Raw genomic sequence first — 22,962 nt, forward strand, 5'->3', positions numbered from 1 at the left:
GGGTACAGCCGACGTTCAGTACTTGTGCACCGACGCTGTCGCGCCAAGGCGCTTGAGCGCCGGCTCCAGGAACACCGCCTTCGCGTGACCGTCGAGGTTGCCACTCACCACTCCCACACCGACCGCCTGGCCGGTGGCGTTCACGACGAACACCGGGCCGCCGGAGTCCCCGGGCAGCGACGGGACGTCCAGGCTGAGGCTGTCGCCAGAGGCGGACAGCACGCGGCCGCAGGTGGTCCCTGACGTAGCGCCCGAGAAGCAGATCGGCGTGCCGGCGGGCAGCTTGCGCGCGTCATTCTCCGACATCGTCCCGACGAGCCGCGTGCCGGTCAGGCTCGGATCGAACCGGCTCGGCGCCGCCGAGCCGGCGGTGTCCCAGACGACGGCGCTGTCGTCCGCTGTGCCGGAGGCGTGCGCTGAGGCGGTGTTCGCGACGGACAGCGGAGGGATCGGAAGCTTGAGGAGTCCCTGGGTGTCCTGGAAGGCATAGCCCTGAACGCCGCTGGCGACGTCGCAGTGCCCCGCGGTGATGAACCCGGACATGCCCAGCGGGCTCGTCACGGCGAAGCCGATGGTGCACGTGGTCACGCGGCCCTCGTCCTCGATGACGAAGCCGGTCCCGGGCCGGAACCCCGACGCCGTCATCAGGCCCTGCGGCCCCTTCGAGTACTGCCCGAGGCTCGCGGGTGCGACCCAGTCCTGAGAATCCAGCGGCGCCGCCGCGGCCGTCGGCGCGACGGCCGCGAGAGCGCCAGCGGTCGCGAGGACCGCGGCCAGCGCTCGAATGCAGCTTCGAAGTCGGTTCGACATGTTCGAATCGTACCCTATTTTAGACCAGAACGCATCGAGGTAGAGATCGCCCCCGCAGGCGGATGTAGCTGCCGAAACATGCAGATCACACCCCTGACGCGCTCGCGCGGGCCCGAGAACAGCCTGTCGCGCAAGACCGCGCCCCGGTCGAAAATCACCAGTGTGGTGGGAGAATGTAGGCCGCAGAACAACCGCCCCTATCTCGTAAGGAGACCGCGATGAACCTCGTGGGAATCAGCAGCTTCGGCGACGTCCTCGGGCAGGCCGGCGGCGTGAGCGCCGCAGCGACCTCGTTCGCGACGGCGTCGGCCACGGCGACCGCCGCCGCGGCCGCCGTGACGCCTCCCGGCAACGACCTCGACTCCGCACGCGCCACGGCGCAGCAGGGAGTCACCACCGCCAACTTCATCTCCGTGCTCGGGATGGGCATCGAGCAGCTCGCCGAGCGCGCTGCCGAGACCACCACCGACACGGTGACGCAGCAGGCACTGCAGGCGTTCGGCGCCGCGGCTGTCCTCGCCTGACACCACCTTCAAGAGCCGCCGGTCCCTTCGCGGGCCGGCGGCTCTTGTCTGTCCTCGCGCCGCAGACGCGCTTGCGATCGCCGGTGCCCTACCTTCCCGCCATCAGCCACATCGAGAGAGGAAGCTTCCGCCATGCGGGAAATGTACGAACCGCCCAAGACGCCGTTCAAGGAGTGGGCGCCCCGCGCGCTGGTGGTTGTCGCGCTGGTCTGGGCGGTCGTGGCCGTCCCCCTGTGCGGGTGGCTGCTCTGGCGCGGGCCCGAGCCGACCCCGCAGCCGGCGGAGCGCGAGCTCACGGCCGTCGACGCGGCCGCCGTGTCGTACGCACACACGGCCGTCACCACCGGATGGGTCCAGGTCAAGTCACAGGTGACCTCGTCGATCGTCCGCCTCGAGGTCGAGCAGACCGTCGAGGCCGCGACCGGCAACTCCACCGGTCGAGTGCTCTCCGCGAGCACCGCGGCCGATCTCCTCGTCCTCGGTGACAAGGTGATGCTGCGCGGCAACGCCGAGTTCTGGGCCACACTCGGCGTCATGACGAGCACTCCGGGGTGGGTCGACGTGGAGAACAAGCTCGGGGATCTCCCCTTCCCACTCGCGAAGGCCGCCAAGTCGCTGGCTCCGAGCAAGGACGCACGAATCGGCACCTCCGAGACCGACAAGACCGAGTTCCGCAACGGCGACCTCCGCGCGACCTTCTCGCGCAACGGGATCTCGTCCCTCACCCTGGGCGATCGCGCGGCCACCGTCGCGGACACGGCACCCCCGGCGGCGGAGCAGCTCGCGGCGTGGCAGGCGGACGCCGCCATCACGGCGAAGCTCAGTGGCGTCTCCGGCTCGCTGACTGTGGCTCCCGCTCCCGCTCCCCCGCGGCCGTCGTCGAGCGCGGCACCGTCGACGTCGAGCCGGCCGGCCCCGTAGTCAGCCCCTGCACACGAGAAGGCCCGCACCTCCGGAATCGGGGATGCGGGCCTTCTCGTGTGATCAGACGCCGGAGCTCAGCGGAAGAACTCCTGCTCCTCCTCCGTCGCCGGGCGCGAGACGGGCTCGTACTCGACGCCGCTGTCGGCGGCCACGACGCCGGAATCGCCAGATCCGCGCCCACGGGAGCCCGATCCCGCGAGACCGTGGCCCATCGGAGGGACGCCACCCATCGGCGTGCCGGTGGCGCTGATGCGCTCCTGTGCAGGGCCCGCCGCGCCGACTCCCGACAGGACGGACACCTTTCCGCCGGAGCCGCTCCCGGTCAGCTGCTTCGAGAGCCCCGCCGGCCCGAGCCCGCCGCCCAGGCCGAGGCCGCCACCACCGCCCAGACCGCTACCTCCGCCCAGACCGCTCGAGCCCAGCGGCAGTCCCCCACCGCCGCCCCCGAGTGCGGGCATGAACGCCGAGCCGGTGCTGCCGCCGTTGAGGAGCCCGCCCAGCCCCGACGCAGAGCCGAAAGCCTGCAGCGGCGCGGTCATCAGGCTGCTCAGCGAACTGATCGGCGCCGTGAACGACGAGCCGAGTCCCTGCAGAGCCTGCAGCGGCGCCTGGAACATCGACGCGGCGCCTCCGAGCTGGCCCGCGCCTCCGGTACCGGTCTGCGAGCCTGCCTGGGTCGACGCCTGCGCCGCGGTGAGCGCCTTGCTCGATCCGGCCTTGGCGGCCGTCGCCGCGGCCTGCCCGGTCGCCTGAGCCGCCTGGCCGGCGGTCGCGCCGGCGTTCGCCAGCGGCGGAGGCGGCGGGATCGGCACGGGCAGCGTCGCCGCCGAAATCACCTCGCCGTAGGTGCTTCCCACCGCCGTGTTGTTCGTGGTGTAGGCCCCGTACTCGGCATTCAACGCCGCGATCAGCGGCGTGTTCTGCCCGAAGATGTTGCTGGCCTCGGCCGCTGCCTCGCGCACGCGGTTGTTGACGCTCTGCACCGTCGGCACCATCGTCGTGCGCGCCACGGTGAAGCTCTCCGCCACGACGGCGTTGATCGCTGCCTGCTTGAAGGCGATACCGGCGAGTCCACCGAGCCAGGTCAAGAACGGCGGCGTGGCGGCGGAGTGGATCGCCTGCCGCGCACCGGCGGTCGAGGCGAGGGTCGCGAACATCTGCGACCCGGTGATTCCGAGCGTCTGCAGAGCGGCGGACGCCAAGCCGAGCCACGCCGCCGAGCCGGCCACCCACGTGGCGCCGGTGGTTCCGGTCTCGATGACCGTCGAATTCGCTTCGGGTGGAGCACCCCAGGGGTGTGAGGGCACGTTGATCTCCTGTTCCGCGCCCTGCGTTCGTGGGCGCAACCTACCTGTCCACGGCACAGGTTGACCGCGCCGCGCACTTTTCGGCGCACGCGGCGCGGTCGGTAAAGGCCCAGGGAGAGCTCGTCTTTAGGCCGCCCCGCGAACCTCCGAGAAGCTCGACGAACGCGCCTCGACGACGGGGACGTCCTCCCCAGCCGGGACTCCGACGGCGCCTCCCGTGCGTGTGCTCGCCTCCATCGGCTCGAGGTAGACCGTCGCGTGGTACTTCGAGATGTCGGCGCCGAGTACCGAGAATCGCGTGCCGGCCGGCAGCACCACCGCTTCACCTCCCGGTGCGCGCACGGGCACCCCCGCGGCTGTCCGCAGCCGCAGAGTGAGCCGCAGCTCCTTGCCGGACACCTCGTCCTGCTCGACCCCGCCGACGATGGGCTCGCTGAGGGTGAGGCCGCCGGCGTCGCGCAGCTCTCGAGCGAGCTGTCCGACGTCGACGAAGTCGGGGACCTTGAAGTTGGTGGTGAGGTCGACGAACCGTCCGAAGTCCTCGACCGGGGCGTTCGCAAGCAGCGTGAGCTCCTCGCGCCGGATCTCAGCGATCGGGGTCGAGGCTTCGAGCGAGGCGTCCGGCGCGAGGTGCATCCCCTCGGGCAGGGTCCGGAGCGCGCGCATCAGCTCCGCGCGACGCTCAGCCGAGAGCGACTCGTCCCGCAGCGGACGTACCGGCGGCGTGAGCGGATGCCGTGCGGCCACCGACTCCAGATCCAGAACCTCGCTCGTCGCGCGCTGCTCAGAAGGCGCCGTGGGGAACGGGAACCCCGCAGGCACGGGCCTGGTCCGTCGATTCCGGCCCGGACGGCCGCTCTGGTCCTCGATCGCCCGCAGCGCACTCGAAATGGTCGCTGCTGCCGGGCTGACGAGCATGCGACGCAGCGGGGCGCCTCGGAGCATCCCGACGTTCTCGTTGTACTCGCCCGAGAGCTCGCGGGTGTGGCACGTCGCCACCCACCAGCGCACTGTCGACTCGTACAGCGACAGCGCCTGCTCGACGAAGCTCGTCGGCCACAGGCCCGCGGCGGCGTCGACGGTGACCGGCGCCGCGACCCGCGCGCACCAGCCGGCGGACAGGACTGCTGGGCCCGCATCGACGATCGCCGGTGCGGCGCGACCTGCCACCGTGACCGGCGCCGTCGCGTGCAGCCAGCCGCCGAACTCGCCGTCCTCGGGCAGGGTTCGGGTCAGGTCCGGCAGGAGAACCACCCCGGGAGCGATTCGCCCACCCTGATCCAGCAGGTCCGTGGCACGAACGTCCTCGAGCTCGGCGGGTACCGGCAGGTGGTTCGCCGTGAACGTGATCTGCGAGCAGATCTTCTCCAGGAACCGCACCTGGAGCTGGCCGACGAGCACCGCCGGCTCGAGCCACGCGCGCCGGTCCAGGGTCAGGGTGGCCCACAGGGACGCCGGGTCACCTTCCGCGTCGGCGAGGAGCGCCATGGCGAGGTAGTAGGCGTCACGCACCAGCTGGTCGCCGGCGCGACCACGGCGGCGGGCGCCGGCGCGTCCGACCACACCGGCAGGGCGCGCGAGCAGGCCCTGCCGCAGCGCTACGGCCGTCGACAGGTGCATCAGACGGGCGTCCAGGGCGGCGTGCTCGAGCTCCCGGACGTGCCCTGGCTCCGGATCCAGCCCCACCATCGCCGCGGCTACGGCTCGTTGCGCGCCGGATGGGCGCAGCGCATTGCCGGTGGAGCGCCGTGGTGCGTGTCCGAGGTGCATCGAGAGGTGAGCTGCGGTGGTCATGGCAGCGACGCTAGATCCGGCCCAGGGAAAGTCCAGCGGGCAAGGAAGACACGCCGGTCAAAGTGCGCCCCGGACGCCTTTTGATTCTCTTTCGCCGTCTAGCGAACTGCGCCGATCGGACCTATCCAAGTCGTGTTCGACCGCGGCGTTCCCTCCGTTCACCCCTACAGTCCGCCGCGTGAACATGATCCGAGGAGCGACGCGCGAGACGCAGCTCTACCTGACCACGCTTGCATCGGTCCTTGCGTCATCAGTCGATGCGCCCGAGCCGCTGCTCGATCTCAGCGACGTCGAGGAGCCGTCGCCGGCCGCTCAGCGCGTGGCGGTCGCGGAGGTTCTCGACGAGGTCCTCGGAGATCTCGACCGGATCCTGCGCACGAAGAAGATGCCGCCTGCCCGCTCGAACGCCACCCTCGGGCGGCTGCTGGTGACGCGCGGCGAGAGCTACGACGCCGTCAAGCGCACGTACACGCCCGGCCCCGGCTTCGACACGTTGATCTCCGCTCTCGCGAACGACGCCGTCACCGACGCGGTCGTCGCAGCCATCGACGACGGAACCCTCGACCCGAACACCTTGGAGGCTCGATGACGACGCCCGACCCCACGCAGCAGCAGGTCCGAATCCCGGCCGTTGATCGAGCTACGGTCGCCGACCCGAACGGCCCCTCCCCGACGACTGCGCCGCAGGAAGGGCTGCCGCGCATGCTCACCGACGAGGAGATCGCGGCGTCGAAGGGACAGCCGTCACCCGCGATCGCCCGCCCGCCGGCGCCGACGAAGATGGACACCCCGGACCCGTTCCATCGGGCGGGTCCGATGCCGGCCGTGAACCGCGCGGCTTTCGACAGGACGTCGGCGCCCTTCACGAACACCAGTCCCGGAATGCCCACCGCGGCGCAGCCTCAGCCCACCCCGGCGCAGGCGGCGAACACGGACCCCGATATGCGCGCGGCCACGCGGCCGGACCAGGCCGCGTCTACATCCGCCGCACCCGATACGGCACCGGCCGCGTCGCAGCCGGCCGCGGACACTGCTCCGGCCTCGAGCGCGGGCGACGCTGCGCCGCACGCACAGCCCGCGAGCACCCCGGATGCCGCAGCTTCGTCCGCGCAGCCCGCGGCCGCACCCGACTCGGCGAACGCGCACGCGGCGCCCGCGGCCGATTCCGCGCCACATGCACAGCCGTCGTCGTCGACTCCGGACGCGCCCACCTCCTCCGCTTCCTCGGCGGCGCCGGACGCGGCGCCGCAAGCGCAGCCCGCGGCGGCACAGGCAGCGGCGCCGGACGCTGGGCAGGCACACGCCCAGCCCGCTGCCAGCGCCGGACAGGCGCCGCACGCCGCTCCGAGCGCGGCGCCGAGCGCCGGGTCCCAGCCGGCGGCGGCAGCGGCGCAGAACACCTCGAGCGCCGCGGCGGCCAAGCCTGCGGCGCAGACCGGCGCGCACAGCGCGGCCAATGCCGCCGCGAAGGGTGCTGGCGCAGCGAAGATCCAGCCCGCGCACGCACCGAATCCGAGCTGGAAGAGCATCGGCAACGTCGCCCTCAAAGGGCAGACCTCCGGCATCACCGGCAAGGGGTTCAAGGCCGCGCCCGTCAGCGGCGTGAAGAAGCTGCTCACCAACCAGGTCCGGACCGGCCAGACCGTCTCGAACATGGTCGGCAAGAAGGCGATCGCGAAGCTCGGAGCCAAGGGCATCGCGGCCAGCGGCATCAAGCTGGGTGCGCGTGCACTTCCGATCGCCGGCTCCATCATCGGCGCGTACGTCGCCTACCAGAACTTCAAGGAAGGCGACTGGGTCGGCGGCGTTCTCGGCGTCGTCAGCATGATCCCCGGTCCGATCGGCTGGATCGGGCTCGGCGCTTCAGCGCTGTGGGAGACCTTCGGCGGCGGCGCGAAGACCTTCCCGATGTGGGAGGCACCCGACGGCACCAGCACCTACATCCTGCAGGCCTCGGCCAAGGACGCCGCCGGCGTCCAGGAGGCCGACGCGGGGCTGCGCGACACCCAGGCAGGTGTCTTCAGCTTCCAGGACGGCCCGAACGGCACCGTCTGGGGCGAGACTCCTCCCGACCCGATCCTGCTGAACACCCCCGAAGTCGCCAAGGCCCTGACCGACTGGCTCGGCGGCCTGACGGACCTGTTCGCCCAGGTCGACCAGGAGCTGACGTCCTCCGGCGAGCCCTACCTCACCCAGTACCGGCAGTCACTGCTGCCGCACCTGACGGCGATGGCCAAGCTCAAGGACCAGATCGGCGACCTCAACGCGCAGCTCAAGACCGCCTCCGACAGCGCAGGAACCGCCTACAAGGCCGTACTCACCGGAAACCGAGCCGTCCGAGACCGCCTGTCGACCGACGGCAAGGTCGGCGACAGCGCCTGGGCGACCACCATGAAGAACGGGATCGAGAAGGGCGTGGCGGGGCTCAGCGGCGCGAACGAGAAGATCACCAAGCTCTTCGCGACGGCCCCGCCGCCCGCCCTGACCTCGAAGTACTCGACGACCGCAGGCAACGGAAACCCGGAGAAGGCGCCGGATAAGGAGACCAAGCCGAATCCGACTCCCAGCGTGACACCGTCCGCGGTGGCCCCCTCGGCGACTCCGGGCGGGAAGACGCCCGCGACGCAGACGCCGAGTACGCCGGCCGCGCAGACGCCGATCACGCCGAGCGTGAAGAGTCCGCTCTCGAGCAACCCGCTCGGAACCGGCGGAGGCAGTCCGCTGGGCAGCGGACTCGGGGGCGGTTCCCCGCTGTCGTCGTCCGGCGCCAAGCCGCTCGAGACCGGAAGCAACAAGCTCGAGTCGCCGTCGAAGAAGCTCGATGACAAGGACAAGGACTCGAAGAAGCTCGACGACAAGCGATCCGACGAGCGCAAGGACACGAAGCCGCGTCCGCTCTCGACGGCGCGCCCGGATCAGAACGCGGCGGGCGCTGCTCCTGCAGCCGCCGGCAAGCAGGACACGGCCATCAAGCCGCCGGCGCCGCTGCCGCAGCCGACGCCCGAGGGCGCCGCGAAGCCGGGCGGCACGCCCGAGGCTCCGAAGACCGGTCCCCAGAAGGTCGACTTCAAGGGCCAGCAGATCGAGTTCCCGGATCCGAAGACAGCCAAGCTCGCCCAGATCCTCGGCGCCGCGGACCCGACCAAGCCGGTCAGCCTCGCCGACGCGGCCGCACAGGCAGGGCTCAACCCGCCTGTCCCGGGCCAGGATCCCGGAAAGCAGGTGGCACCGGTCGACGCCAAGCCCGGCGACGTCCTCGTGGCCGGCGACAAGAAGTTCATGCTGCTCGGCGACGGGAAGTTCTACGACCTCCAGGACTACAAGACGATCGGCAGCGAGCAGCTGCCGAAGGACCTCGGCAGCCGCGGCGGCTACTTCCACCTGACCGATCCCACGGCTCAGCAGGGTGGCGCTGCGCCCGTCTCGGGTCAGACCGGCGGCGTTCCCTTCGGTGTCCCGGGCGGCGCGGCGCCGCAGGCCGGAGCCATCGATCCCGCGGCCGCCGGGAGCGGCACCGCCCCGAACGCCGACCCGCCGAAGGATCCGCCCGCCGGAGGATCTCAGCCTCCGGCCGGTGGCGGGGCTCAGCCTCCGGCCGGCGGTGGCGGCGTCCCTGCCTCCGGCAGCCCGGGAGTCCCGTCGAAGGGCGCGCCCGGCTCTGGCCCGGCCAACGCCGCGGCCACCGACACCGGTGCCGGCAGCAACCCGCCGTCGGCGTCCACTCAGGCACTCGACCCTTCCGGCGTCCGCTAAGCGCCCACGACCCAGAGACGAGGTGACCGGTGAACCATCCGGTTGGAGCAGAGTACGGCGCTGTCGAGAAGGGCGTCGACCAGGGAACTCGAGGCCTTCCTCCCACCACGCGGGGGAAGTCCGGTGCCGGTCGCGTCGATCCGCGGCTCACCGCCGCAGTCAACGACTCCGGAGAGCAGAACCGCCGCTCGGGTGATCGCACCCGAAAGACCGCGGACCGCACGCGGCGGTTCAGTCGTGGGCAGGAGGAGATCCAGAACCGGGGCGGCAAGCAGGTCGACGGGGCCTCTCGCAGCGGGGACCCCTCCAAGGGCTCGCCCTCGAAGTCCACGTCGCCGACGATGCCGACGATGCAGCAGCCGCAAGCCCAGGCTCAGCAGCCCCAGGCCCAGCCGCAGGTACAACCGGTCGCGCAGCAAGCAGCGGCGCCGGCCGCCACCGCCCCGGGCGGAGTCACGAGCATCGATCCGAAGACGCTCGCGACGCTGATCGCCGCGGTCCGCGCGCGCCAGGCCGAGGCCGCCGCGAACGGCGAGAGTACGACCCCGAGCCGTGACACGGGGTCGACGACCTCGGGCAAGGGTTCGGCGACCTCACCGCAGAAGCCCGAGCCGCTCGATGTCTCACAGGTCTCGCTGGAGAAGTACGCCGGTGGCCCGCTGACTGAGCAGCAGACCGCAGATGTGATCGATCAGGCGCTGACCATCAACGGGATCCCGAACGATCCCGCGTTGCGGGAGCAGTGGCAGCAGCTGTACCAGCACATGGCGCAGAACGAGTCCGGCCGAGACCCCAACGCAGGCAACGACTGGGACTCCAACGCCACCGGTGCTACCCAGTCCGATGGCCTGCCCGCGAACTCGAGTCGCGGTATCTGGCAATGCATCCCGACGACCTTCGCGGCATATCACATGGCCGGAACGTCCACGAGTATCTATGACCCCGTCAGTTCGGCGAGCGCGAGCATCAACTACGTCATGCAGACCTACGGGGTGTCCGCAGACGGTGGTGGACTCGACGCATTCATGCAGCGTCAGGGCGTCGGCGGAGGCTCTTACCAGGGGTACTGACCCCACCGTCGGGGGTCGTGTCACGGGGGGCGGTCGCCAGCGCCTTCGCACCGATCCTGCCCTCAAGTTCGCCCCGGACCTCTCCGAGAGCGCGCTGGCCGCGCTCAACGGGCTCGACAAGATCTGGATGCCGGCCGGGCAGTGTGGGAATTGGACGTGGCCTGACAGCTCCGCGGCCTCGGTTACAGCGCCCCGACGCCACAGCTTCGATCAACTGTTCGAACACCCGAGCTCCGTCTCTGCAAGCGGAGGCGTCTCCTGCAATCAGTGACGCCCATGCGCGCCCACTGCAATCCCTGTTGCGCCCCAGTAGCGGCGCACCGGCGACGACCGTCGAACGACACGCCGACAGCGCAACGCCCCGCTCGTCTGGACATCTGCAGCCCCTCGCCTACTGTCAGATGCACATCACGCCCGATCCCGTTGCGCCTCTCGACCCAGAACTTCGGCGCATCGGAGTCCCCCACGACCACGGAGATCCCGCATGCCCCTGACCCCCGAAGTCGACGCCTTCGCCGCCGCGGCCATCGCACGAATGGGTGCGCTCGGAGTCCACCTGATGCCGCTCAAGGAAGGTGTGAAGGCGGCGCTGGCGAAGGGCTGGCCGATCGCTCCCGCGTACACCGCCGACGAGGCCCTCACGTACGTCCGCCGCGGCGGCAACCTCGGGGTGAACCTCATCGCGAGCCGGCTCATCGTGCTCGACGCCGAGGACGCGCTCGCCACCGCGGCCGTCGCCGCCGCCGGCTTCCACCCGACGGTCTACCCGGCCAAGTCGCAGGCACCGGCGAACCCGAACCCGGCGAAGAACAAGCGCGGCGGTTCGCACACCTGGCTGCGGGTGCCGGCCGACCTCGATCCTGCGAAGATCCGCAGCGACCGGATGGGCCTGATCCTGGTCAACGGCGGCAAGATCGACGTCCTGGCCAACGCCCGCTACGCCGTGGCGCCCCCGAGCCGTCTCGACGAGGCGCCGGGCTACTACTACGCGCCCGTGGCCGGTGGACTGGCGGACCCGAGCGCGCCGCTCACCGACATCCCCGAGGCCCCGCGGTGGCTCTTCGAGCGCCCGGAGCCGGGACAGCCCGAGGCCCCGCCGTCGCTGGTCTCCCTGCACGGCATCCTCGCCCCCGAGACCCCGTACGAGCGGATGGAGCGCTCGGCCGCGTCGGAGGAACTGACCGCGAAGATCGACGCCGTGAGCTGGGACGACTGGCTCGCGGGCGATGCCCGGCTGACCCCTACCGGTGTCTACGACGGCCGCTGCGGCTGCCCCGAGTACTACTTCAACGGCGCGGACAACAACCGCTCAGCCACCCTGCACGACGGCTGCGAGCTCGGCAACGGCGCGCACGTCTGGTCCGGCACGATGCGCCGCATCCTGGGCCTGGCCGGCGAGCACTTCTCGCGCCTCGACATCGCGGCGTCGCTCGCGAGCCCCGGCACGAGCCGGCGCGAGGTCGCCGCGCGCGTCGGCATCGAGCTGCGCAGTCCCAGCGCGCCGGTGGGGTTCGGCGCCTCGACCTTCGAGCAGCTCGCGGAAGAGGCCGACGCGCGAGGTGACACCCTCACCGCAGAGAACCACCGAGCCACCGCGATGTTCGCCCACGAGGCCGAGCGCCGCGCCGCCAAGCACCTCGACGTACAGCCGCTGCAGGGCGAGACCCAGTTCACCGGCGCCGCCGTTGGCGCCGACCCGAACTACAACCCGTTCGCGGGGCACCCCAGCGCGCCCAGGAACCCCGACGACGACGGTGGCGGTGGAGGCGCGGCGGCCGATGGTCATGCCGGTGCGGGCTACAGCCCCACCCCGCACCCGGCAGCGGAGCAGGTCATCGAGTACGCCGACGACGAGACCGGCACCATCCCGGAGGCCGTCGTCGTCACGCACACCGACCGGCACGAGAAGCGTGCGGGCTCGGCCGAGGCGGGCTACGTGCACACCTACCCGAACGTCGCCTTCGAGAAGATGCCGATGCCGGGCAACGACGAGCTGATCGAGTACCCGTACCCGCCGATGCCCGAGTACGTCCAGCCGCCCGTCGGAGCGAAGACGTCCAAGTGCGACGTGCTCCCGCCGATCGTGAACCGGGCCTCCCACCCGTACGTCGACAAGGAGTGGATCTTTTACGCGACCCCCGGCTTGAGCCAGGTCGCGGCGGCCGCCGATTCTCGCGGGATCTCGCGCTTCGGCCTGCTCGGATCGCTGCTCCCTCGTGTCGTCGCCCTCATCCCGCCGACCGTGCGCCTGGTGCCGCCGGACGGCCAGGTGCCCGAGGGCAACGAGCCGACTGGCGCCGGCACGTCGGTGAACCTCTACAGCGTGCTGGTGGGGCCGCCGTCCTCGGGCAAGTCGGTGACGCTCGGCGCGGCGGACGCGCTCGTGCCCGGGGTCAACATGGTCCCGCCGGGTACCGGCGAGGGGATCCTCAAGATGTTCCCGCGCGCCTCGAACAGTTCGGCCGCCCCCGGGCAGGCAGGCGACGACGTTTCGGACGGCCTCTCGACGGTCGACAGCTACTCCACCCCTTCGGTGCTCCTCAACTCCGACGAGATCGACATCTTCGCCGGCGAGATGACCCGTCAGGGCACCAAGACCTCCGGCCACTACCGGAGCATGTGGATGGGTGGCGACATCGGCAACGTCACCAGCGACAAGGAGCGCCACAGCCAGGTCGCTGCGCACACGTACCGCTTCGGGATCCGCCTGGGCGCACAGCCTGACGCGTGCACCAGCCTCTTCAGTGAGGCCAATCGCGGCACCCCGCAGCGGTTCCTGTGGCTGCCCGCCCAGCGCATGGTGCGCCGCGGGCCGGTCTACCCGACCCGCCTCCAGATCGAGACCGTCTACTGGTTCGACGGAAAGCCGTCGATGCTCCCCCAGACCGCCGCCGAGCAGCCGCCGATCTGGATCCGGCCGCCGGCCGCCGCCGCGGACGAGATGGCGCTCGAGGAGTTCCGGTCGGCGACCGCGAACACCCTGAGCCCGGACGGGAGCTACGACTACGACGCCAACGACGATGACGACGGCAGCACCGCCATCGCGCAGCGTCACGCGCTCCTCGGGCAGCTCAAGGTGTCCGTCGCACTCGCGGCCCTCGACGGCCTGAGCGCACCGCAAGACGTCCACTGGTACGCGGCCAAGGCGGTCATGGACGTGCGCGAGCACGTCATCCGCGGGCTGGTCTCCCTCACCCGAACCATGACGGACAAGATCACCCGTGAGCGGGGACGGGATCAGGGCGTGCTGCGCGCGAGCGCCTCTGCGTCCGAGAAGCACGAGACCCGTGAGCGGACTCGCGCCGCTCTCGCGGTGACCTCCGGCGTGGTGGCGAACCTTCGCGCCGGCGGCGCCACGCGCACGACGATCCCCGAGATCATGAAGCTCACCACGGAAGCCGGGGCGACATCGGCGAACCGGGCGTTCCTCTACGAGGCCGTCGCGCAGCTCGTGGCGTGGGGCAGCTTGATCAGTACGCCGGACAAGGACGCCTACATGATCGCCCAGGCGGAACCGGAGGCTGATCGGCCGACGCCGGCCAGCGGACCCCAGCGACCCGGACCTACGCCCGGAGCGCCGCCGCCGACGCTCAGCACCATCGGGGCCTAGCCGCCGCACATGCGCCGACTATTGCGTCTTTCAGACGACGTAATTATCGGCGCATCGTTGTACGCTCAGGGCATGACCAGCTACATCAAGGCACCGTCCATCCGGGAGCTCGCCGAGCCGCTCGCCGGCCTGGACTCCCTGGGAGTTTTCGCCGACCTCGCCGCCGGCCGCTACGCCAGCGGCTTCGAGGCGCGCGGCGCATCCGTCGAGGTCAAGGCCAACCACCCCGATCGAGCGGACGAGATCGACAGGCTGCTGCGCCTGATCGACGCAACGCCGAGCATGTGGGACTGATCCCCGATGGCGACCTTCACTCGAACCCTGCTCGTGCGGCGCTTCGTGCGCGCAGCCGATGACGCAACCGCGCGACACAAGGCGCATCATGGCCTGACGCTCGCCGCGCGCGCGATCGACGAGCCGTACGCCTCCATCGCATCCATCGGCATCGACTCGGTGGGTGCCGCCCCGGTCGATGGCGAGCCCGGCGTGTGGGAGGTGGAGTTCAGCGTTCTCGCGCAGTTGACCAGCTTCGACGCCCTCACCGCGACCGAAGCCGCCGCGCGACTGGTGACGATCGACCCCGGCGCGGCGAACGACGACGTGTACGAGAGCGAGTTCAGTGTCGTCGACGACGGCGTCTCGCGCCTGCCGCTGGCCGGTTAAGCCGACCGGCGAACGGTCAGGCCCCAGCTGCTCGCGTCGTTGTCGCAGCTGCGCTCTCGGTCGTTCGGCTCCCCGAGCTCGGCACGGGCGAGCTCGAGCTCTCGCCGACCCCTTCGCAGTGCTCCATGATCGCGGCCATCGCCTCTCCGCGGTAGCTCTCGTTCGGCTCCGTGTAGCGTCCGGTGAGCAAGCCCGACACGGCCAACGCAGCCGCCGTGAGCTGGTACGGCGACAGGTCCGAACCAGCAGCGAGTCGCACGGCCTGCTTCGTCGCCACGTCGGATCCCGCCTCCTTGCCCGTGAATCCGGCTTGGCGGTACGCGGCGGTGAACGTGCTCCACTCCCCAAGACCAGCGAGACGGTACAGAAACCACACCTGCGCGGTGAGCGCGCTCGTCTTCGGCGGAACCGGATCCACCAGCTTCTTCGCATCCGCGCGCTCAAGCGTTCCGTTCACGCCGACGATGATCGGACGAACGCCCGCGGCGCTGGGGCTCGGTGTCGCCGACGTCGACTCGGTTGACGCTCGCGGCGGGATGGATGTGGGTGTCGACGCGGTGGCGATCTTCGTGACCGGGGGCTGGGCGCGGCAGGTCAGTGGATCCGACCTCGCCATGGCGGACATGTCTGCGGGGTCGATCTCAGAGCCCGAGCTGTCGCTGCTGCCGAAGAGATCGGCGACGGACCCGACCACGTTCGCCACCACCAGCACGGGACGGGCAGCAGACCCGATCACGGAGATGAGCACCATGGCCACCGACACCGTGATGGCCGTCAGCACCAGGGTCACCCCGAGCGTGATCTTCAGTGCCCGCTTGTGGCCGACGACGCGCAGGATTCGTTCGCCTGCGGGGGTGAACACCGACTGCATCGCCCTTCGGGCGAGGTTCCCTGCGGTGCTGCGCAGCAGCTTCGGAGACACGATGCCTTCCTCCTAGTTCGGGTCCGGGCCGGGGTTCGCCGCCGGCGCCGTCCGTGGGGCTCGATCGGCGGTGTCGGGGCGGTCGGGTCCGGGCGCTGAAGGCGCCCCCTGCGCTCCAGGACCGGGCGGCGGCGCTCCTGGGCCTGAGCTCGCCGCCGGCCGCGGCTTCGGCGGCGTTGAGTTCTTCAGCACCCCGGGGGTCCACGGGTTCGTGCGGAGCGCCCCGTAGAGCGCGGCGACAAGGAGTGCGTTCGCGACGATCAGCGCGAGATTCTGCAGCGAGAGCCACACCGGCGGGTTCGTCAGCGGCAGCATCACGATGCGCCCCGAGAAGGTGTTCGTCTCGTACCGCGGCGTGACGAAGCCTGCCAGTGTCAGCCAGGACGCGCCGCCGGGGACAGCGCTCGCCACGACCAGCACGACGAGAAGCTGAGCCGCGGCGCAGACCGCTGCTGTTCTCGCGAGGATCTTCGGCGTGTTCATGCCGGCGGACGTTATCTGCGAACGCGCCGCGTGCGGTTGCGGGGCGCGGCGCCCGGTTACTGTGCGCGCCATGACGAAGCGTTCGACTCTCCTGACTGCCCTGCTGGTGGGCGCGCTCGCCGTTCCGACGGCATCCGCGTTCGCAGACCCCACGCCGCCTCCCCCGCCCGGTCCGGCCGCGGGTGCGCCCAAGCCCGCCGCCCCCGGCGCGGAATCGCCGAACCGGCCGGGGCCCGACGTCGGCCGCCCCGTGGACCACCCGGTGGCACCCACCACCACGCCGGCGGCCGCGCCCGCCGGCGCCGCGGGGGCCAGTACCACAGCCGCCCGCCAGACGCCGGCCACCGTGACCGTGACCGCCACGGTCGCCCCGGGCCAGTGTGCGCCGGTCTCCGGCGGGCCCGCGGCCACCTCGGTCACCGATCGCGCCGGTGCGCCCGAGGCACCCGGTGCGCCGGCCCCGGTGACGGCCAAGCCCACGTCCGCCAAGCCCAAGCCCGGTAGCCGCTTCGACCCGTACACGTGCGCGCCGGTGCCCGCCCCGACCACGACGCCCTCGGCTCCGGCCACGACGCAGCTGCCGGCCAACACCGGCGTCGAGACGGCGCCGCCGATCCCGAGCTACACGCCGACGCTCGCCCCCTACCCCGGCGGGGCCAGCTCGGGGCTCGGCACCTCGGGCTCCACCGGTTCCAGCGACGCTCCTCCGCCGCTCTCGGGACCCACCACCAGCCCGACGATCGCGCCGGCACCTCGATGAGCCTGGAGTTCGCGCTCCAGGCCGCCAAGGGCCTGGAGCGCGACATGCTCGCCAACGAGTTCCTCGACGCAGAGGCGTACGGGCTGTCGATCGACAACATCGAGGACCCGCACACCGTTGTCGCCGTGCAGGACGACAGGGTCGTTCACATCGGCCTCAGCGACGGGATCCTGCGGCTGCCGCCGGAAGAGGTGGTCGACGCGATCAACACGGGGCTGTTCAAGTCCTTCGCGATGAACCAGGCGCGCAAGCACGCTCCGCCGCAGTAGCCCTGCCCCGCGGGAGAGGAAGAACCGGATGTCCAGCTACACCTCGCGCGCCCGTCTGATCAACCCGGGTGAGGTCGTCGCCTTCATCGACCCCGGCGTGCCCGAACCGCTCATGGGCGTTCCCGTCACGATCCGCACGGTGCGCCACGACGTGCTGCACACCCGCGTGACCACGGCGTGCGGGGCCGACTTCTCGGTTCGGTCGAGCTCCGCGGTCGACGTCGTCGAAGCGAGCACCTGATGGTGGATTCGCCGTGGCGCAGTTGGCCGTCCGACGCAGTCGAGCGCGCCATGGACTCACTCAGTGATACGACCGAGCTGTGGCGCGACATGGCCGCCGAGCTCGACCACCGGCGGAAGGCCGAGTCGGCTCACGAGCTCACCGAGCCCTCCGTCTGAGTCGGCCTACGTCGTCAAGGGCGAACGTCGGCACAAGTTCGCCTACCGGATCGCGCGGTTCCGCAAGGACCCCGACCTGGCCTTCGTCGAGGGGCTGTCCGAGCGTGAGCTCGCGGACCTGAACGGTCTCGAGCGCATCTACGACTGCGGCAAGATCCGCTGGGCCTTGGACGTGCCACCCGCCGATCAGTAGTCCGAGATCACCTTCGCGCCATCGGTGAACGGCGCGATTCCCGCGTAGGCGCCGGCGAGTGGGTCGTTGACCGCGTTGGCCTCGATGTACTCGAACGTGGCCGGGTCCTCGAGGTCGATGGGGTCCAGGCGCTGCAGGTCCATCACGGTCATGGCGGCCAGGTTGACCCAGCCGTCCTCGCGCAGCTCGGCGTAGGAGTCCTTCCCGGCCTTCCCCCCGGACTCCACGGGCTCCGGGTACTCGAGCTTGACCCACATCCGCGGGTAGAGCTGCGGGATCTTGTCCGACACCTCCCGCTTGAACAGCTCCCAGTTCTCGCGCACATCCGAGGGCAGCGAGTCGGAGATCGTCTCGGCCGGCGAGTAGCTCCAGTACGCCTGGTAGAGCTCGGCGCTGATCTTGCCGGACTTGTCCGTCACCGTCACGAGAGCGCGACCCGGTGTGGAGGTCGAGATCGTGCCGCCCATGCGCGTCACCTCCCCCTGAATCTGTTCCGGGAAGGCCTTGCGCACCACCATCGGCGAGGGCTTGCCCAGCGACTGCACCGTCTTGAACATGTCGAGCCAGTCGCTGGGGACGGTGTCGGCCTTCATGTCCTGAGTCGCGAGGATGACGTTCACGCGGAACTCGCGCCCCACCTTGAGGATGTCGACGAGGTCGCGCTCGACGAGCTGGACCTCCTTCGGCGACATCGTCGCCTTCATGTTGGTGCGCACCGACGCGAACTCATCGAGGACGAGCAGGATCGGGGTCATGGTCTCGCGCCACGAGGTGTCGCCCTTCTTCGACATCTCGGTGCCTCGACGCTGCCGCTGCTTGAGCAAGCGCCAGACCATGTGGATCACGAGGACGTGCTCCTGTAGGTTCGTCGACACCGCGCTGACATTGGGGAATCGCATGAAGGGCGAGTAGTCGGTCCCCTTCCCATCGACGGCGAAAACACGGTACCCGAGAGCAAAATACTGCATCAGCTCTGCCCTGACCGCCACACTCTTTCCGCCGCCGGTGGCGCCAACGACCTCGCGGTGCGGCACCTCCTTCGGCTTGACGCGGATGGTGCCGTTCTCCCCCACTCCGATCGCGATCGTGATCTTCGGGAAGTTGCGGGCGGCCTCCTCACGGGAGGTGACCACCTTCCAGATCTCGGGCGTGACGAGGCTCGGGAGCCCACTGCTGCGGGACGCGTGCAGGACGTCCTGTTCGGGGTCGAAGTTCAGGCGCCAGCCGTCGCCGAAGGGGGTCTTGAGCTTCTCGTCGAAGGCGTTCTTCGTCGCCTCGGTCGCGAAGTAGCCGGGCTGCGTCGACTGGAAGGCGTACGTGAGCAAGGCGCCGGCGGCGTCATCGTCGTCCTCGTAGCTGAATTCGGAGACGATCGGGACGAGCGAGTCGGAGAGTGCGTTCACGACACGGAGAAGCCGGACCACGTTCGGGTTCGCGAAGTTGAGCTCGCGCGCGGGCACCCCCGGCTTGCTCATCTGAACCGGGGGCGGCGGCAGCACGGAGACCGGAACTCCCGCGATCATCGGCGACGTCTGCGCGGTCAAGCGCGCGTGCTCCTTCCACTGCTTGACCGCTGCGCCGCCGGCCGCCACTCCGACGGCGGCGAGACCCCATGCTCCGGCGACGCGCCAGTCGCTGAACCCCCACATCGAGACGGGCATCATCACGGCGCCCGCGGCGAAGGTTCCCAGGCACAGGGCCTGCGATTGCGGGGACGCCGAGGCGAAGCTCGAGGTGTCCCGCTCCTGACTCACTTCGCGTCGTCCTCCCCAGGCAGGTGGTGCCGGCCGCGCGGCTCTTCGTCCTCGACGATCGCCGGGATCACCTCGGTCGGCAGGTCGTCGTCGGAGACGGCGACGGGCTCGAGCACCTCGGTGGGCAGATCGTCCGCGGGGAACCAGCGCGCGACGGGCGCTCCGGGAACTGCCTCTCCTGCCAGGTCTTCCGCGGGCAGAACCGGTGCGAGGTCAGCGGGCGACTCCGCACTCTCGTCCTCCGCGGTCCATCCCGGCGCCGCGCCCGGGATCAGAACGGCCCCGGAGTCCTCGAACGTTGGGAGCGCGGGTTCCGCTGCGGCGTCGACGTCGACCGCGTCGCGTGCCTCGCCGAAGGCGATCGGCGAGAGCGGCGCGGCCACACCGCCAACGGGCACTTCAGACGGTCCCGACGGGGCTTCGGGCGTGATCGGCTCGGGCAGCTCGATCGGAGCCTGAGGCGGAAGCATGCTCGAGATCGGCGGGAGAACTGCCGCCTGTCCGTTCTCACGCATGTCGTCGAAGTTCGCGACCTGGCCCAGGCGCAACGCGGCGCCCTCCCGCGGCGCCGCGCTGGCGCCCGACGGGTCGATGCCGCCGAGCAGCGCGCGACGTTCCATCGGCGGCAGCTCCCAGAGCACGCGATGCTGCTCCTCGTCTGCGCGGATGGAGATCTCCGAGACCCCGTCAGCGGTCTGCACCTCGAGCGCGTTCGACGAGCTCTGAGGTGCGGGCGCCTCGGTGACGAGAAGGACCGCCTTGCCGGCGGCTGCCGTCCGGTTCCGTTCCCACCACTGGGGCGTGCAGACGATGACGTCTGCACGGACACGGTCGAGTCCCCCGAGGGTCAGCGTGGGGATCGCGCGATGGTCTACGAGCTCCTGCCACAGCGGGTCGTCGATCATGACGGCGATCTGCAGGTCCTGCGTCGAGAGCCGGGCGACCATCTGCATTGCGAACAGCGTCGGCCCGGAGAGCCACAGGGGCTCGGCCGCCGGCGAGACGGCGACGAACAGCCGGGTCTTGTCGGCGCGCGAACCGATGAACATTCCCGCCCCGCCCGCGGCGATCCCGAACCCCAGGTGGTGGTTGTCATCGATCACGGCGCCGGTCGTCAGGAGCGGCCCCCTCTCGGACACCGGGAGCGCTCGCGCGATCCCGGCGGCCTGCTGTCCGGACGCGGAGCGCAAGCCGTAGCTCGAGGCCTTGGCGAGCGCTTCACCCGACTGCACCAGGTACGTCATCAGCGGCTGCGCGAACGCAGCACCGTCGGGCCGCGGGGTGAGGGTCAGGGTCGTGTACTGGCGGTGGGCCTGCAGGTGATTCCACGCTCCCGCGGACTCCGAAGTCCAGTGGCCGGCCGCGGGCACGTAGGTCCGAGTGTGGATGCCGGCGCTGTTGCCACACATCGCCCAGCCCGGGGCCTCGAGCGAACGGGCCAGCTGCGCCCGCACCGTCTCGTCGAAGTCGAGCACCTGCTGCGAGCTCATCAGATGGCCGCCGAACCCTTGCTCGGCGAGCGCGTTACGGACACGCTTCGCCGCCACGATCAGGGTCTGGCAGAAGCCGCTCGGCAGTGGCAGCTCGTTGGGGACCGCGCGCGCGTACGCGGCGCCGATCGCGTCGCCGTCGAGGTCGATCGTCACGGCGATCGCGGTGCTGCCGCCGAGCGGCACCGACACCGGTCCGATCATCGCGTCGAGGACGTCCGCGGCCGTGTCGGCGGATCCGCTCGTCTGCGTTCCGCCGGCCCCCTTCGCCACGCGCCGGGGCCGCGCGAACTTGTAGCCGATGTTGATCACATCGAGGCTGGAGACCGAGATCCCGTGCCGGATGAGTTGCTGGCGAAGGACGTCCGCGGAGATCTGCGGCGCCTCGCTGATGCCGGTCGGGCCCACGGTCGTGATCTGCCACGGCCGCGGCGTGATCTCCACCATGGCCGTAGCACTCACACCGTCGAAGACGATGCCCACGTTGTCGCGTGAGACCAGCATCGCCTTCTGCGGCGCCGCCTGTCGGGAACGCCGCAGGCGAACCCACTGCGACAGCGTGCGGCCGCGCATGCGCATTCCGACCCCGGCGGTGAAGACGGCGGCTGCGCCAGCTCCGATGGCCGGGTTGAAGGGCGCCGCGGCGAAGACCGCGGCGGTGCTTCCGACGGACGCGAGCATCGCATTCGGCACATTCAGGTCGAGCAGCGAGCGCGAAGGGACGGCGAGCCGCTTGGCCGGCTGGATGGCCTGCTCGACGGCGGGGTCGATCTCGGGTGCACGATTGCGCTTGCGGGCCATCAGATCTTCTCCTTCGAGGCACGGCGGCCGTTGCTCGCGAGGTGGATGAGGCCGACGACGCACGCCAGCGCGACGAGACCGCCGAGGGCGGCGAGCGCGATGTTGCGGCCCACCGTGTCCGGCGGCGGTGCGGGCGGACCGGGGATGGCTGCCACCGGCGGCACGCCGGGAGCGACCGCGTCGACGGTCACGTCGACGGGAGCGGTGAGGGCCGCCATCGGATCGACGATGCCGGAGCCGAGAAGGCTGCTCAGTGCGGTCGACGGCGTGTGCGCTGTGCGCTTGATCCGCTCGATCACCTGGTAGCTCGTCAGATTCGGGTAGCGCTCGCGGATGAGAGCCGCGAGGCCCGCGACGTACGCGGAAGCGAACGACGTGCCAGCGATCGGCTCGTCGCCGTCCTTGGCACGCTGGGCGTTGATCAGCTCACCGGTGACCTTCGAGGGGTCGAGGCTCACCACGTTGATCGCCGGTGCGGCGACGCCGACCCACGGGCCCGACATGCTCTTGACGTACGGGTCACCCGTGAGGGTGGTTCCGCCGACGCTCAGCACGAACTGGTCGAACAGGCTGGGCAGGCTCATCGTCGAGGCGACGCCCCAGCCGCGGCGATCCGACGGGTTTCCCGGCGACGGGTCCGGGTTCTGCGCGCAGTCACCGCCAAGGTTGCCAGAGGCCGTGACCACGACGGCGTTCTTCACCACGGCGGCGTAGTACAGGGCGCCGGCCAAGGCGTGCAGTTCGACTTGTCGAGTGGCGGGAACGCAGGCCGTGACGGAGATGTTGATGACGGACGCGTTCAGCTTGGCGGCATGCACGATCGCGCGCGCCAGGGTGGTCAGGTTCGACGCGGACTCGGCTTCGCGCGCGTTGCCGGTCTTCGACGAGTCGATCTCGTAGGCGGCCGAGGTCTGGCGGAGCGAGACGATCGTCGAATCCGGGGCGACGCCGACGAAGCCGTCTCCCTTGGCAGGCTGCGCGGCGATGATCCCGGCGACGAGCGTCCCGTGATGGTCGCAGTCGAGCAGACCGTCGCCGCCGCCGATGTAGTCACCGCCGCCGCGCAGGCGCGGGAGGCGGTTGTTGCGGTTGACGCCGGAGTCGATGACGGCGACGGTTTGTCCCTTGCCAGTGGCCAGGCCCTGCAGCTTGGAGACGCCCCAGACGGTGTTGATCGGCGGCGCGTCGAAGGTCGAGCCGCGGAGCTGGCCGGACTGTGCGCACAGCGCCTTCTGCTTCATCGGGAACTCAGGTCCGGGCGGGGTATCCGCCGGTGCGATGTCGGTCTTCGGGTCGAAGACGTACGGGCTCAGTGCCATGGCGGACGGTGCCTGCGAGAGTCCGATCACCGCCAGGGTGACGACGACGATGGCCATGAGCCGCCGGCCGAGGTTCTTCGGGGCGTGGAGCACGGTGTCAGCTCCCTTCCGGGGAGA

19 protein-coding genes are annotated in these 22,962 nt (G+C 70.7%); 11 read left to right on the forward strand and 8 right to left on the reverse strand.

Annotated features, from left to right (window positions below; genetic code table 11):
• Positions 1–15: 15 nt before the first annotated feature.
• A complete protein-coding gene (locus BLW32_RS15805; protein WP_068742783.1) occupies positions 16–810 on the reverse strand; it encodes a chymotrypsin family serine protease in 795 nt (264 codons plus the stop codon).
• A gap of 218 nt (positions 811–1,028) precedes the next feature.
• Between BLW32_RS15805 and BLW32_RS15810 the strand changes: the two genes are divergently transcribed.
• A complete protein-coding gene (locus BLW32_RS15810) occupies positions 1,029–1,334 on the forward strand; it encodes a hypothetical protein (RefSeq protein ID WP_068742782.1) in 306 nt (101 codons plus the stop codon).
• A gap of 132 nt (positions 1,335–1,466) precedes the next feature.
• The gene (locus BLW32_RS15815) at positions 1,467–2,255 is read left to right on the forward strand and encodes a hypothetical protein (protein ID WP_074850621.1); all 789 of its coding nucleotides are present in this window, start codon (positions 1,467–1,469) and stop codon (positions 2,253–2,255) included.
• A gap of 77 nt (positions 2,256–2,332) precedes the next feature.
• Here BLW32_RS15815 and BLW32_RS28365 read toward each other — a convergent pair whose 3' ends face one another.
• A complete protein-coding gene (locus BLW32_RS28365; protein ID WP_074850623.1) occupies positions 2,333–3,565 on the reverse strand; it encodes a PPE domain-containing protein in 1,233 nt (410 codons plus the stop codon).
• Between the two features lie 126 nt (positions 3,566–3,691).
• Entirely contained in the window at positions 3,692–5,359 is a 1,668-nt protein-coding gene (locus tag BLW32_RS15825; RefSeq protein ID WP_074850625.1) for a hypothetical protein, read from the reverse strand.
• 184 nt (positions 5,360–5,543) lie between these two features.
• Here BLW32_RS15825 and BLW32_RS15830 point away from each other — a divergent pair, with 184 nt between their 5' ends.
• From BLW32_RS15830 to BLW32_RS15855, 6 genes are all read left to right on the forward strand, one after another.
• Complete coding sequence (locus BLW32_RS15830) at positions 5,544–5,948, forward strand: hypothetical protein (RefSeq protein WP_068742911.1); 405 nt, start codon at positions 5,544–5,546, stop codon at positions 5,946–5,948.
• Positions 5,945–9,112, forward strand: a complete 3,168-nt coding sequence (locus tag BLW32_RS15835) for a hypothetical protein (RefSeq protein ID WP_139286208.1) — start codon at positions 5,945–5,947, stop codon at positions 9,110–9,112. Before BLW32_RS15830 ends, BLW32_RS15835 begins: the two co-directional genes overlap by 4 nt.
• A 350-nt stretch (positions 9,113–9,462) precedes the next feature.
• Positions 9,463–10,182 (forward strand): transglycosylase SLT domain-containing protein, encoded by a 720-nt coding sequence (locus BLW32_RS15840; protein ID WP_231857442.1) that lies wholly within the window; start codon positions 9,463–9,465, stop codon positions 10,180–10,182.
• A gap of 484 nt (positions 10,183–10,666) precedes the next feature.
• Positions 10,667–13,792, forward strand: coding sequence for a bifunctional DNA primase/polymerase (locus tag BLW32_RS15845; RefSeq protein WP_068742776.1), 3,126 nt, complete (start codon positions 10,667–10,669; stop codon positions 13,790–13,792).
• A gap of 72 nt (positions 13,793–13,864) precedes the next feature.
• Complete coding sequence (locus tag BLW32_RS15850) at positions 13,865–14,086, forward strand: hypothetical protein (RefSeq protein ID WP_068742775.1); 222 nt, start codon at positions 13,865–13,867, stop codon at positions 14,084–14,086.
• 6 nt (positions 14,087–14,092) lie between these two features.
• Positions 14,093–14,455, forward strand: coding sequence for a hypothetical protein (locus BLW32_RS15855; RefSeq protein ID WP_068742774.1), 363 nt, complete (start codon positions 14,093–14,095; stop codon positions 14,453–14,455).
• A gap of 16 nt (positions 14,456–14,471) precedes the next feature.
• On the opposite strand, the gene BLW32_RS27150 is transcribed toward BLW32_RS15855, so the two are convergent.
• Both BLW32_RS27150 and BLW32_RS15870 read right to left on the reverse strand, forming a co-directional pair.
• Positions 14,472–15,377, reverse strand: a complete 906-nt coding sequence (locus tag BLW32_RS27150; protein ID WP_139286209.1) for a hypothetical protein — start codon at positions 15,375–15,377, stop codon at positions 14,472–14,474.
• Between the two features lie 12 nt (positions 15,378–15,389).
• Positions 15,390–15,860, reverse strand: coding sequence for a hypothetical protein (locus BLW32_RS15870; RefSeq protein ID WP_068742771.1), 471 nt, complete (start codon positions 15,858–15,860; stop codon positions 15,390–15,392).
• Between the two features lie 70 nt (positions 15,861–15,930).
• Here BLW32_RS15870 and BLW32_RS15875 point away from each other — a divergent pair, with 70 nt between their 5' ends.
• From BLW32_RS15875 to BLW32_RS15885, 3 genes are read left to right on the forward strand one after another with little or no spacing between them, the layout of a single operon-like run.
• Positions 15,931–16,620, forward strand: coding sequence for a hypothetical protein (locus BLW32_RS15875; protein ID WP_074850628.1), 690 nt, complete (start codon positions 15,931–15,933; stop codon positions 16,618–16,620).
• A complete protein-coding gene (locus BLW32_RS15880) occupies positions 16,617–16,889 on the forward strand; it encodes a hypothetical protein (RefSeq protein ID WP_068742769.1) in 273 nt (90 codons plus the stop codon). Before BLW32_RS15875 ends, BLW32_RS15880 begins: the two co-directional genes overlap by 4 nt.
• Positions 16,890–16,917: 28 nt before the next feature.
• The gene (locus tag BLW32_RS15885) at positions 16,918–17,130 is read left to right on the forward strand and encodes a hypothetical protein (protein ID WP_068742768.1); all 213 of its coding nucleotides are present in this window, start codon (positions 16,918–16,920) and stop codon (positions 17,128–17,130) included.
• 344 nt (positions 17,131–17,474) lie between these two features.
• Here the strand turns inward: BLW32_RS15885 and BLW32_RS15890 are convergent, their stop codons facing one another.
• The 3 genes from BLW32_RS15890 to mycP are packed head-to-tail and all read right to left on the reverse strand — an operon-like array spanning position 17,475 to position 22,938.
• Positions 17,475–19,235 (reverse strand): type IV secretory system conjugative DNA transfer family protein, encoded by a 1,761-nt coding sequence (locus BLW32_RS15890; protein ID WP_068742767.1) that lies wholly within the window; start codon positions 19,233–19,235, stop codon positions 17,475–17,477.
• On the reverse strand, positions 19,232–21,526 hold the full coding sequence (locus BLW32_RS15895) for a hypothetical protein (RefSeq protein WP_068742766.1): 2,295 nt from the start codon (positions 21,524–21,526) through the stop codon (positions 19,232–19,234). Before BLW32_RS15895 ends, BLW32_RS15890 begins: the two co-directional genes overlap by 4 nt.
• Complete coding sequence (gene mycP, locus BLW32_RS15900; protein WP_231857441.1) at positions 21,526–22,938, reverse strand: type VII secretion-associated serine protease mycosin; 1,413 nt, start codon at positions 22,936–22,938, stop codon at positions 21,526–21,528. Before mycP ends, BLW32_RS15895 begins: the two co-directional genes overlap by 1 nt.
• Between the last annotated feature and the right edge of the window lie 24 nt (positions 22,939–22,962).

The organism is Tsukamurella tyrosinosolvens (genome assembly GCF_900104775.1).
Lineage (GTDB): Bacteria > Actinomycetota > Actinomycetes > Mycobacteriales > Mycobacteriaceae > Tsukamurella > Tsukamurella tyrosinosolvens.